This window comes from Endoryza foliicola, from assembly GCF_050589245.1.
In the GTDB taxonomy this organism is placed as follows: Bacteria; Bacteroidota; Bacteroidia; order Chitinophagales; family Chitinophagaceae; genus Endoryza; species Endoryza foliicola.
The window spans coordinates 1-12656 of record NZ_JBOBEW010000009.1; the positions used below are offsets into that span (position 1 = coordinate 1).

Consider the following 12656-nt stretch of genomic DNA (forward strand, 5'->3'; position numbering starts at 1 on the left):
CCGTATAAATGCATCTCAGCTAGGCTCAGTGTTCCTGTTGCAGTATACACCGCCATAACATTTCCACTGGCATCCCTCACATACACCGTAGTGTCGGACGGGGTGATTTTCATAACTCTGTTTCCTGAGGCATCATAGGTGTACTTAATAGTTCCGGTTGACTTTACTATTTGGGTGATCTTTCCATACACATTCCAAGATACACTCGTGATCCCCTCTGAATTATCCGATATCAAGTTGCCAATCTCATCGTACTTATAGTTATTGTCTGCCTGGCCAGGCTTGATGTCACTGTATGCATTCGCATGGGTAATACTATCAACCACTTTGTGAAGTCGATTAGACCCCGCAGTATAGCCGTAGATCAAGCTATCCATCGCAAGACCTGTAGAAGGTCCATTTCGAACGTATCGGAGAATGTTTCCATTGGGGTCATAACTAACTCGTTCTTTATATGCCTGCTGTTGTGATAACGAGTACCCGCTGTTACCGATTGCCAAGCCATCAAATAGATCCATCGATACAATTCTATTCAGTTGGTCGTATTTGTAATTGTACACCTTCGCCCCTCCCCCAAGTACCGGAATATTCACCGACATGGCTGCAATATTACCATTGTACAAAGGTGCCGCACTAGCGCCCAGTTTGCTGATGATGGAACCGGCTGCAGGTGCATAGCCAATGGCTCTATAGTCGCCTTCATAATAGTTCAAGCTATATCCAGAAAAATCTTGTGTCTTGCTATAAACAGTGAAGAAAAGAATCTATAAAATGAGAAGTGGCTGAGAGGCCACTTTTTTTGTTTTTTCAACAGGCCTCAAGAACTTGGGGCAAGACTGCTTCCAACAACGAATCTCCGCCAGTCCATTGATTAATTAGATACATATGCGTTTATCCCCCGCTAATTTTGAAATTGATCTTCCGGTCTTATCAAATTACCTTTATCATCAAATTCAAACCACTGCCCCGCTTTTTTACCTAGAGAATAAAAACCTAGAACTTTTGTTTTCCCGTTCTCCCAATACTCTTTATAAAATCCATGCCTGATGTATTTCCCGTTTACTATCTGTCTAGTGACTAAATTTGATGTCGTATCGAGAACATAAACCGTGTCTTTAACTCGAGTATCAAAAAATAGACATTGCTCGCTCTCCAATTGAAACTTTTCAGAAAAACCATATACAATTTTCAATGTTTCAGAACTATCTAGATAAACTTCTTTCTGAACCAATAGTTGATTCATTTTCTTGGTTTCCCAAACACCTATTTTTTTATTATTGAAATACACACCACTGCTCACATAATAGACTAACACATGAGTAGTCTCTGACTTAGTCTTATACTCCATCCAATACCCCGTTTTCATTTTATCAACAACTTTATTATAGTTGTTGATTTGGATCATTCTTATCAGAGAGTCCCTAAACCCATTGTAAGCTTGGGCTCGAGCGGTTACCGAAATAAATAACACCAAAATAAAAATAATGAGTTTGAATCGCACTTGTTAGTTCTTTAAATATGTACACTTTATAAATCTTTCAAATAAATACCCGAATAGTGACTTAAAGCTCGAACTAAACCAAAAAACAAATCAAATATCTTGAAGAACCTAAAACTATAGCTTTTGGTAAACCTTCCCATCCCATTCAAGTTTACTTGAACTAACTATTTTAATAAAATCACGGTTTAATCTTCGATATGTGATAAACTCATAGGTCAAGCTCGGCACTGCCACCTCAAACATATTTGCCTCAGAATTTTTAAGTAAATACTTTTTTGTATCAATAATCTTAGTTCCGACATTCCGTCCTTGATAATTACTCATCACATAAGCAGTAACTTCAAAACCTGACCCTATCTTACCATTAACTTTTGGAATTCCGATTTGATTCGAATGATACTTATTTACCCAACTGTCTAAATAGGATCCTGACTTATCAAACAAAACAATCCTGTATTCTATTTCTCTTTTAGCATCAGGGTTCTTAATGTAAAAATCCTCGATCGGATTTCTTATCCTGAAATACAAAGAATCATTCTTATCAACAACCAATTCTTTAACTTCAACATCCTGAATGGAATTGAAAAACTGAGGAGTTGAAAACACAAGCATACCTCCCTCTTTTACCCAAGTTCCCGTAGCAACAGTATCGCAACAAGTATAAACTGCAAGGTCATTTTCATAAGGACTAACCAGAGAGAAACGATCCACTGTCAGTATTAATTGAGTATTAGGATCCCCAACTTCTATATATGTACCTACAAACTCCTTCATTGCCGCTTTTTGTACAATACAGGAAGTAGCCATCACCATTATAAAAGTACACAGGTTCACGGCAACAACTAGTTTAATCTGCCTATTCATTTACAAATTGTCAATTTTAAAAACTATTAACATATTCGAAAGTATGATTCGAGGAAATTTAAGTGCCACTGCTAATAATCAGTTTGAATCATGTCCTTTCTGCACAATTACACGTTTCGTCAGAATAAAAAATAAAGTGCAATCACTAAGAACACCAACGACAGAAAATACCCCACCCAAAAATTCCGTCTTTCAAACTGAGGTTCCAGTTGTCTCTTTACCCCTCCTCGAAACCCTTTCAAAACAAAAAACAACAATGCAACCATCCAGATGCAAGTATAGCGCGCACTAACAGGTTCTTTTGCCATTTTTTTTCGCTTTTACAATCAAGGTTTCTCTGATTGTATATGGATATATGTGGGATGACCTTGTAGTACAAGCATACCCTCTATTTCAATGGACAAATAACTCTTCATTTAGATTTTCAATAGGTGGCGGTTTTCTATTGGTATGATATTTTAGTATGATATCGTACGATGTTGAATCGGAGTTTTCTTTATTGAGTGCAAATACTCTTATATTCATATATTGGATACTTTTTTGTTACGCGAAACCCCTTCTCTGGTGTAAATGAGCACAGTAAAATAAATCTACTGTGTTTAGTTTCTACTCCATCTGAATTAAAGACATCAACTACCGGAGTAAGAATCCATATCTTTTTATACAAGACCTTATCAAAATAAAAATGCTGCCATAATTCATCAGGACAATCAACAAACACCAGAACACCTTTAACATTTCTAATAATACAATCGACTCCATAGACTGTTTTTTGAGTTATGATGTAGTTTAAAAAATCCTCGAATGACATTCCCCGGAAAAAAAAAGCTTTATGACTTGTATCATTCAAATGAGAACTATCTAAAGCATCCTTAAAATCGTTCACAAAACTTCTTCCTCCATCTAAGTCAAAAGTTTTTAAATCCATAGAAACATTGAACTTGTTCCCGTAAAAAAACAAATACGATGTATCAATCTTTTTAAACTCCTTTTTGAAGTATGATGAGAGACATTTCTCAAACTCGTAAAAAATACTATCTGCCGTAGTCCTTTGTGCAAATAGCTGGAAAGGATTGAATAAAATCCAAATACTCAATAAAAAACCAGTCACCTTCATAATCGTGTGATTTACTCCAATTAAAAGATTTCATCAAATTCAATTACCTAAAATATCTAAAATCTTTCTTACTTAAAACCAGTCTCTTTCAATGACTATTCTAACTACTACATAAATCCATATATGTTTACAATTACAGCTCCATCTTTTTCCTAAACCTCAACTCTGATTCAAGAATTGTAAGTATTGAATTTATTGCAACCAATTCTGCATTGTTCAAATCATAGCAAGTAAGCTTAACTTCAGGATTAGTGTAACTATATCTTCGCCTTTTTTTTGAAGTAAACAATTCAATCCTATAATTCACACCGTCTGCTACAACTATAATATTACCTGTAGATGATTTCCACTTTTTAAAAACAGCCATTTCGGTTGGTAAGGTCAGAATATGATTATTTTTCAAACTATCCCATTTCCCAATCCATCGCTCCTGAAGCTGAAGACTATCAGTTTGCAACTTATCAAAACGACTCCAATCAGAAGTAGAGAAATAGTAACTATTCAGAGTCCAAGTTCCATTTTTAAGATGTTTAAATGAAAAAAGTGCATGATCATCTCCAGCAATTTTGGTAACCCAAAAACGCATCTCAAAATCATATTTGCTAAAATATGTCTCCCTCAGACCTATATACTTTAGTAAACTATCACTATAATTTTTGAAATCTCTATCTCCGTATATTTTAAACTGTCCAATGCTATAAAAACAACAAAAAAAGAGAATCAATGAACTTATTACTTTTCGTTTCATTTTTGTGTTATTCAATTGTCAGTTGAAAAGAAAAAAATCACATTGTCTTCCAATACAAAACATAAAACACCAATACCAAAAATACCAACGACAAAAAATACCCCACCCAAAAATTCCGCTTTTCAAACTGAGGTTCCAGTTGTCTCATTAATCCTCCTCGAAACCCTTTCAAAACAAAAACAACAATGCACCCATCCAGATGCAAGTATGGCGCGCACTAAAAGGTTCTTTTGCCATTTCTTTAAAATAAAAAAATGATAGCTCAATATTGAATATACGAAATTTCAATTGAACTATCACTTACAGTATTAAACATCTGATATTCATATTCTTTAAGTTCACCGCTAAGACCGCCAAAGGCGCAGAGAATTCGCTAAGTTTTTCGTTGCGAACCTTTGCGTACTTTGTTTCTTTGCGGTAAAATAAACTGATTGAATATTTTTAGTGTTTTTTCACCGCGGCGGCCCTTCGGTTGAACCTTCGGTTCGTCCTTCGACAAGCTCAGGAACCGCTCAGGAACCTCGCAGAGAGCGCAGCGATCACGCAACGATCTCAGGCGCTCTGAATTTGCTCGATCCTCGCTTTCTCTTATCCTCGTTCCTGTACTTCCCCCTGTTCTTCCCCCTGTTCTTTCTCTTCCTCTCATCCTCGCTCCTGCATTTCCCCCTGTTCTTTCTCCTCTACCCCACTCTCACCATCCTCTCCTTCCCCTGCATATCCCTTTTTATCTCCACTTCACTCGCTCCCTGTTCCAAACACCAACGCTTCAATTCTCCTCCCATCTGCTCATTGATTTCAAAATACAATGCACCGCCTGCATTGAGATGAGTTTTGGAATACTTATAAATTGCTTTGTAAAACAAGAGCGGATCTTGGTCGTATACAAAAAGTGCTAAATGCGGTTCAAAGTCGAGCACATGAGGTAACATTTGATCTTTCTCCGCAGCAGTGATATAAGGAGGATTGCTTACAATGATGTCGAACGTCCCCAGTTCCTGTTGTGGATTCAAAATAGAGTCTTCCACCCATTGAACAGCCAATGAATTGCTCGCCGCATTCAGCTTGGCCACATCCAAAGCCTCCGCACTCAAATCCATTCCTACCACTTCAGCTGCCGGCAATCCCTTTTTAATGCCCAATGCAATGCAGCCACTCCCGGTTCCGATGTCTAATATCCGTTTGGTTCCGCTATTTCCCTTCTTCACATCTTTCACGATCCAATCCACCAATTCCTCGGTTTCAGGTCTGGGGATTAATACAGCCTCGTTTACGGTCAATTGAAGCCCGTAAAACCAGGCTTCTCCCAAAACGTACTGTACCGGCCTTCCCTTCGACAAGTCCTTTAAATAGGCTTCTAATTGCTCTTCCTGCCATTTCAACAAAGGCAATTGCTTGTTTAAGATCTGTTCGATCTTGGGAAACCCGGTGAGCTTCTCAATCACCATATCGGCCATGATCGATGCTTCCCGGTCGGGATACCGGTCAAATAGTACTTGTAATAACTGCTGGCGCGCTTGCAGAGTGGTCATACTGCAAACTTAGCATAGTTCTGCCCTTGCCTCCAAAATTGTATATTTGCCGATTACAATGAACCCCAACGAATCTTACATGCTCCGCTGCCTGGAATTGGCCGCAAAAGGACTGGGAACCACTGCTCCCAATCCCATGGTGGGCTCCGTTTTGGTTCATGAAAATCGCATCATCGGAGAAGGCTACCATCAAGTGTATGGTGGACCACATGCCGAGGTCAACTGTATCGCCAGTGTGAAGCCGGATGACCGTCACCTAATTCCGTCTTCCACCCTTTATGTTTCCCTTGAACCCTGCGCGCATTTCGGCAAAACACCGCCCTGCAGCGATCTGATCATCGACCAGAAAATTCATAAAGTGGTCGTGGGCTGCCGTGATCCCTTTGTTGAGGTGAATGGCAAAGGAATCGAGAAAATTAGAAAAGCCGGGATTGAAGTAGTAGAAGGAGTTCTCGAACAAGAATGCCGCAATCTCAACCACCGATTCTTTACGTTTCATCAAAAAAAACGTCCTTGGATCATTCTAAAATGGGCTCAATCGGCGGATGGTTTTATCGCAGCCAATTCCACAGAACGAACATTCATCTCCAATGAGCTCAGCAACCAATGGGTGCACAAATGGCGTTCGGAAGAAGCAGCCATTTTAGTGGGGACCAATACCGCAATTAAAGACAGACCATCGCTGACCACCCGACTCTGGCAGGGGAAAAATCCGGTAAAAGTTTTGATCGATGCGTCGTTGAAAGTAAGTTCAGACAACCCTATTTTTAAAGAAGGTCGTATCCTTGTATTGAATAAAATAAAAGAAGAACAAGCAGGAACCGTCGAGTACAAAAAGAGTTCCTTTGATCCTTCGCCCTTACCCGATTTGATGAAGATCTTGTACCAAGAAAACTTAAACAGCGTATTGATTGAAGGAGGCGCTAATACCTTGCAGCAGTTTATCAATGCTGAACTATGGGACGAAGCACGCATCATTACCAATTCAACTTTACATCTTGAACAGGGGGTTAAGGCACCTGTTCTAGGCAACTACAAGAGCATCCAACAGATCCAATTGAAAAACGATTCCATTGAATGGATTTACAAAGACAGCAACTAACCTATGTTATTTCTAATTGGTAGCATCATACTCACATCTTACCTCACTCTATCGTTCAAATTGGTAGAGCGGTTTCGATTGAATACATTTCAATGTATTGTATTCAATTACATCGCCTGTGTGATCACCGGTTCCTTTGTCAATGGTTCTTTTCCTATTGAAGTAAAAACTGTTGCAGAACATTGGTTTCCTTGGGCGCTTTTGATGGGAGCCAGTTTTATTTCTATTTTCAATATCATTGGCTATAGCACACAAAAAATTGGAGTGGCGGTTGTATCCGTTGCCAATAAACTATCGCTGGTCATTCCCTTTGTTTTCTCCATTTATTTATACAAGGAACCGGTTACTTTTTTAAAGGGATTTGGGCTGGTAGTAGCACTCATTGCCGTGGCGCTCACTTGCTGGCCAAAACCGTCTTCGGAATCTCACCGCCACAATTTTGCCTTCTTCCTCTTACCCATTGTGCTGTTCTTTTCCAGTGGTTTGTTAGATACCATGGTGAAATATGTAGAACAAGCTTTTTTGAACGAATCTAACAATAATGCCTACCTAATCACCGCCTTTGCGGCTGCTGGTTCGGCCGGTATTATTGGGCTATTGATTCAAGTAGCTCGAGGCAAACAAACAATTAGTTGGAAAGCCATGCTCATGGGAGCTGCCATTGGCATTCCCAATTATTTCTCCATCTGGTGTTTGGTGAAAGTATTGAAAGAACACAGCGATAACAGCTCGGCTATTATCCCTATTAATAACATGGGCATTGTGCTTTTCAGCACCATTGTTGCCTTTTTACTTTTTAAAGAAAAACTTTCGTGGATCAATTGGATAGGGGTTGTCTTATCTTTGGGCGCGATCGCCTTAATCGCATTTGGATAATATGGAGGAGAAACATTACTACAACACAGTAGCGAGCACCGGATTTGCAGAGTTTAAAGACCGCGGAAGTAAATTCCTCGCCTTCGTATATCCCATCGAAACTACAGACGATGTAAAAAAACGAATCGAAGCTCTGAAAAAAGAACACCCGAAAGCCAATCACCATTGCTTCGCATACAGATTGGGTTTAGACGGCAATAATTTCAGAGCCAGCGATGATGGAGAACCCTCAGGATCTGCCGGGAAACCCATTCTCGGACAAATCGATAGTAAAGAATGTACCAACACACTCATTGTTGTAGTGCGCTATTTTGGTGGAACTTTGTTGGGAGTACCCGGACTTATCAATGCTTATAAAACCGCTGCGGCTTTTGCCTTACAAGTAACTCCTATTACACAAAAACAAGTGTTGCATCATTTCAATATTCAATTTGATTATACACAAATGAATGAAGTGATGACCTTGATAAAACAGATGGAGGGAACCGTTGTGGAAAAAGAACAAAGCTTGTTCTGTCGGTTTAAAGTAGGGATTCCGAGTCAACGGGTGCAGCAGTTTGCTCATGAGATTAAAGAACTGCACACCGTAGAAGTCTCGAAAGTATAATCAGCTTATTTCAAAAGCCTTTTGCTTACCACCAAGTCTTTCGACCCGGCGCTGTATTCATAAAATCCTTCGCCCGATTTCACACCAAGTTTGCCTGCTGTCACCATGTTTACCAATAAGGGACAAGGAGCGTATTTTGGATTACCGAATCCATCGTGCAATACGTGTAAGATGGCCAAACAAACATCCAATCCAATAAAGTCGGCCAATTGCAAGGGACCCATTGGGTGCGCCATTCCTAATTTCATGACCGTATCTATTTCAGCAACCCCTGCTACGCCTTCAAACAAAGTATAAATGGCTTCGTTGATCATTGGCATCAAAATTCTATTGGCCACGAAGCCGGGATAATCATTCACCACACAAGGAACTTTTTGCAATTGTTTGCTCAGCTCCACAATGGTTTCCGTAACGCTGGCTTCTGTAGCATAGCCATTGATGATCTCCACCAATTTCATGATCGGAACAGGATTCATGAAATGCATTCCAATTACTTTGGAAGGACGACTGGTAGCCGCAGCAATCTTCGTAATCGAAATGGAGGAGGTATTGGTGGCAAGAATGGCATGCTCCGGAGCGGCAGCATCCATGTCTTTGAAAATAGTGAGTTTTAAAGCCGTGTTTTCGGTGGCCGCTTCTACTACTAGATCGGCTTGAGAAACACCTTCCTTGAGCACCGTATTGGTCTTTAAATGAGCCAGGGTGCTCGCCTTCCCTTCTTCCGTCAAACTTCCTTTCGTTACCATACGATCCAAGTTTTTGGTGATGGTAGCCAAGGCTTTCGACAGTTGGGCTTCGGAAACGTCGATCAGGGTTACTGAAAATCCATATTGTGCAAAACAATGCGCAATACCATTGCCCATGGTACCTGCTCCAATTACAGAAACGTTCTTTATATTCATGGATCAAAAATAGTATTTTTAGATCAATACTACCAACCGTTAGCAAAATTCCATGAAGCTGTTTCACTATATCCGCAATCGAAATTGGACCTTTTCGGACCTTGTTTTTCTATTGTACAATTTGATCCCCTTAAGCGGAGTCTTGTTCTTTGGCTGGGAAGCGAGGGAGGTGTTTGTGATCTATTGTTTGGAGACCATAATGGTAGGCATATTTACCATCTTCAAACTTGGAATAACGGCCTTTATGGTGCGCGATACGCAATCCAAAATAGATCGCGCAAACGGCAATAACTTGACCGGCTTTTTCTTGATTCCGTTTTTCATAGTTCACTATGGAATGTTTGCGGCAATTCAAACCGCTATCTTTTGGAGTGTTGGATCCATTGAGGAGCATTACGGTGTTTCCGGTTGGGATATTCTTTTCAAATTCCCTTCCTATCTTGATGCAAGTGGAAAGCTGATGATGCTTACCTTGTTCATGACTTATTTCATGGTGTTTATAAAAGACTATCTCGCTTCAGGATATTATAAAACCGCGCCATTGGCGACGCTCATGTTTGAGCCATATAAAAGAATTTTCATTCAGCAGTTTACAGTAATTGTGGGTGCTATGTTCCTTGAATTTGGAGCGAATAAGTTGTTCATGATCATCTTCATTCTTTCGAAGATCTTTGTGGAGTATGGAATTGATTTTAGTAGTGTGTTGCAGAAGGTGGATGCGGCGTCGAAGAAATCCTGAGGGTGGGTTGAAGTTGTTCACCGCAGAGTGCACGAAATACGCAAAGGGTTCGCAAAGGTTTTTTTGAAACCACAGATAACCTCAGATTAGTACAGATTAACACAGATTAGCCTCCAATATTCAATCAACCTGACTGCCGGCTGTTTCATTATTAATTATTAATTCTTAATTATTAATTATCCAGGCTGTTCCATTCTTAATTCTTACTTCTTAATTCTTAATTAACCACCACCGCCTCACACTCCCTCAACAACCGCTCCTTCTTAATCGCCACAGTTCCTACTTCTTCACAAACAAGTCCGCCGGCTAAATTGGCGATGGAAGCCATCAGGTTCAAGTCTTTTGTAGCCGCGTAAACCAAAGAGGCTACTGCAATCACTGTATCACCGGCGCCGGATACATCGGCGATGTTTCTTCTATGACTCGGAAGTAAATTGGTTTCTTTTGAATTGGAATAGAAAACACCGTATTCAGACAAGGTTATGAACGATGTTTCGTGCGAAAGCTGACGCTTCAATTCTTCGTGAACGCGAGATAAATGTTCTTTGTTGATTTCTTCCAATTGAATGTTCAATCCTTCTTTTACTTCTTTCAAATTAGGCTTGAAAATATCAACGCCTTTGTAAGCAAAGAAATTCTTCTTTTTAGGATCTACTGTAGTCAGCACTCCCGCTTCTTTGCAAAAAGCAATCACTTTCTCAATTACGCGAGCTGTTAAAACCCCTTTGTTATAATCTTCAAAGATGATCACAGCAGGCTTTTTCTTCTGAATGTACAGCGCCACATTTTCCAACAACAAAGCTTCTTCATCCTTATTGATATCAGTGGTCATTTCAGCATCCAATCGCATCATTTGCTGATTGCGACTGATGATTCTGGTTTTATTGGTAGTCACCCTACTGTTCGATGCCACTAAGAAAGAAGTGTTGATATGATGCTGTTCGAAGAGTTGCGTCAATTGCTTTCCATCTTCATCTTTTCCCAATACACTAATAATACTTGCTTTTGCACCAATAGAGGATAAATTCAACGCTACGTTTCCGGCTCCGCCAATACGCTGTTCTTTTTTATCGAGTGCCACTACAGGAACAGGGGCTTCCGGTGAAATGCGCTCTACATGTCCCCACCAATAGGTATCCAACATCACGTCTCCAATAACTCCAATCTCCAACTGAGCGAATTGCTGAAACAACTGATAAAAATTAACTGCTGCCATATACAAATCTATTCTTTAGCGCTTTGCTTTGAAGCAATAAAGTACAAAGGTATGCCTAAAAGCGTGATCCCCAAGCCCCAGCCTGCATAGATTGGTTTTTGTATGATCAATGCAACACAGAAGGCCAATCCCATAATGATGTAAATGATCGGCAATACAGGATATCCAAATGCTTTATAGGGACGTTCTGCGTTGGGACGTTTCGCTCTTAATACAAATATTCCAATGATGGTAAGCACATAAAAGAGTACCACTACAAAAGCAACCATATCTAACAAGTTACCATACTGGCCACTCAAACAAAGCACACCGGCCAATACTGCTTGTGCCCACAAAGCCCATTCAGGAACCCCGTGCTTGTTCAAAGTACCGGCATTCTTGAAGAACAATCCGTCTTTGGCCATTGTGTAGTACACACGAGCGCCCGCTAAGATCAATCCATTGTTACAACCAAAGGTGGAGATCATGATCATCACGGCAATTACATATCTGCCCACATCTCCAAAAATCACATTTGCTGCAGTAACGGCTACTCTATCTTGCTTTGAAAAAGCAATTTCATTCAAAGGAAGTACGCTGATGTACATCAGGTTCGCAGCCACATAAATGATGGTAACGATCAATGTTCCGAGGAACAAACTCAATCCAATATTCTTTTGCGGGTTCTTGATCTCTCCTGCAATAAAAGTTACGTTGTTCCAACTGTCGCTACTGAAAATAGAACCTACCATGGCAGCAGCAATGGCTCCTATCAAGGCTGTGCCTCCAATATTTACCCAATCGGATTTCACACTATCATAAGACTTTGCTGCAAACGCATCTTGCCAATTCGCATTCCACACTTCCGATTTCGCAGCCAGAATAAATCCGAAAATGATCAGACCAAACAAGGAAACCAATTTGGTAACCGTAAACACCGTTTGAATGGTTTTACCGCCCTGTACGCCTTTTGTGTTGATATAAGTTAGAATCAAAATGATAACGATCGAAAGAAACTGTGCAGGATATACACTGAATTCGCCAACTACATGAATAGCATTGGCATCATTGATTTCCAGAATCGGAAAAAATGTACCGGCAAATTTTGAAAACGCTACCCCTACTGCAGCAATGGTAGCAGTTTGAATTACTGCGAAGAAACTCCAACCGTATAAGAACCCTGCGAGTGGATTAAACGCTTCTTTGAGATATACATACTGTCCACCTGCTTTGGGAAACATGGCGCTCAATTCGCCATAACTGAGGGCTGCAGTGAGGGTCATAAACCCTGTAATAAGCCAAACCAAGATCAACCAACCAGCACTGCCCACGTTGCGGGTGATATCGGCACTTACAATAAAGATCCCCGAACCAATCATCGATCCGGCAACGATCATAGTAGCATCTAATAAGCCCAGTGAAGGCTTAAAACCTTGATTGTTCTCACTCATAGCGACTGTAGTATTTGTCACCGTA

12 protein-coding genes and 1 pseudogene are annotated in these 12656 nt (G+C 40.2%); 4 read left to right on the top strand and 9 right to left on the bottom strand.

Features of this window, described 5'->3' with window-relative positions; all coding sequences use genetic code 11:
• The 6 genes and pseudogenes from ACQ2HE_RS17885 to prmC all read right to left on the bottom strand — a co-directional run.
• Window positions 1-713, bottom strand: a pseudogene (locus ACQ2HE_RS17885) (hypothetical protein); the annotation flags it as partial.
• 188 nt (window positions 714-901) lie between these two features.
• On the bottom strand, window positions 902-1501 hold the full coding sequence (locus ACQ2HE_RS17890; protein ID WP_430900365.1) for a toxin-antitoxin system YwqK family antitoxin: 600 nt from the start codon (window positions 1499-1501) through the stop codon (window positions 902-904).
• Between the two features lie 114 nt (window positions 1502-1615).
• The gene (locus ACQ2HE_RS17895; RefSeq protein ID WP_430900367.1) at window positions 1616-2365 is read right to left on the bottom strand and encodes a hypothetical protein; all 750 of its coding nucleotides are present in this window, start codon (window positions 2363-2365) and stop codon (window positions 1616-1618) included.
• A gap of 496 nt (window positions 2366-2861) precedes the next feature.
• Window positions 2862-3482, bottom strand: coding sequence for a hypothetical protein (locus ACQ2HE_RS17900; protein WP_430900369.1), 621 nt, complete (start codon window positions 3480-3482; stop codon window positions 2862-2864).
• Window positions 3483-3615: 133 nt separating this feature from the next.
• Complete coding sequence (locus ACQ2HE_RS17905; RefSeq protein ID WP_430900371.1) at window positions 3616-4230, bottom strand: hypothetical protein; 615 nt, start codon at window positions 4228-4230, stop codon at window positions 3616-3618.
• A 680-nt stretch (window positions 4231-4910) separates the two neighbouring features.
• Window positions 4911-5759, bottom strand: a complete 849-nt coding sequence (gene prmC, locus ACQ2HE_RS17910) for a peptide chain release factor N(5)-glutamine methyltransferase (protein ID WP_430900373.1) — start codon at window positions 5757-5759, stop codon at window positions 4911-4913.
• Window positions 5760-5805: 46 nt separating this feature from the next.
• On the opposite strand from prmC, the gene ribD reads away from it, so the two are divergent.
• From ribD to ACQ2HE_RS17925, 3 genes are read left to right on the top strand one after another with little or no spacing between them, the layout of a single operon-like run.
• Complete coding sequence (gene ribD, locus ACQ2HE_RS17915) at window positions 5806-6861, top strand: bifunctional diaminohydroxyphosphoribosylaminopyrimidine deaminase/5-amino-6-(5-phosphoribosylamino)uracil reductase RibD (protein WP_430900375.1); 1056 nt, start codon at window positions 5806-5808, stop codon at window positions 6859-6861.
• Window positions 6862-6864: 3 nt separating this feature from the next.
• On the top strand, window positions 6865-7737 hold the full coding sequence (locus ACQ2HE_RS17920; RefSeq protein WP_430900377.1) for an EamA family transporter: 873 nt from the start codon (window positions 6865-6867) through the stop codon (window positions 7735-7737).
• Window position 7738: 1 nt separating this feature from the next.
• Entirely contained in the window at window positions 7739-8344 is a 606-nt protein-coding gene (locus ACQ2HE_RS17925; RefSeq protein ID WP_430900379.1) for a YigZ family protein, read from the top strand.
• Window positions 8345-8349: 5 nt separating this feature from the next.
• On the opposite strand, the gene ACQ2HE_RS17930 is transcribed toward ACQ2HE_RS17925, so the two are convergent.
• Window positions 8350-9246, bottom strand: coding sequence for a 3-hydroxybutyryl-CoA dehydrogenase (locus tag ACQ2HE_RS17930; RefSeq protein ID WP_430900381.1), 897 nt, complete (start codon window positions 9244-9246; stop codon window positions 8350-8352).
• A 52-nt stretch (window positions 9247-9298) separates the two neighbouring features.
• Here ACQ2HE_RS17930 and ACQ2HE_RS17935 point away from each other — a divergent pair, with 52 nt between their 5' ends.
• On the top strand, window positions 9299-9985 hold the full coding sequence (locus ACQ2HE_RS17935; RefSeq protein ID WP_430900383.1) for a DUF6498-containing protein: 687 nt from the start codon (window positions 9299-9301) through the stop codon (window positions 9983-9985).
• A 217-nt stretch (window positions 9986-10202) separates the two neighbouring features.
• On the opposite strand, the gene ACQ2HE_RS17940 is transcribed toward ACQ2HE_RS17935, so the two are convergent.
• On the bottom strand, window positions 10203-11201 hold the full coding sequence (locus ACQ2HE_RS17940; protein ID WP_430900385.1) for a bifunctional heptose 7-phosphate kinase/heptose 1-phosphate adenyltransferase: 999 nt from the start codon (window positions 11199-11201) through the stop codon (window positions 10203-10205).
• Window positions 11202-11209: 8 nt separating this feature from the next.
• Window positions 11210-12631 carry an APC family permease gene (locus ACQ2HE_RS17945; RefSeq protein ID WP_430900387.1) on the bottom strand — a complete coding sequence of 474 codons (1422 nt, stop codon included), beginning with the start codon at window positions 12629-12631 and terminating at the stop codon, window positions 11210-11212.
• Window positions 12632-12656: the final 25 nt, after the last annotated feature.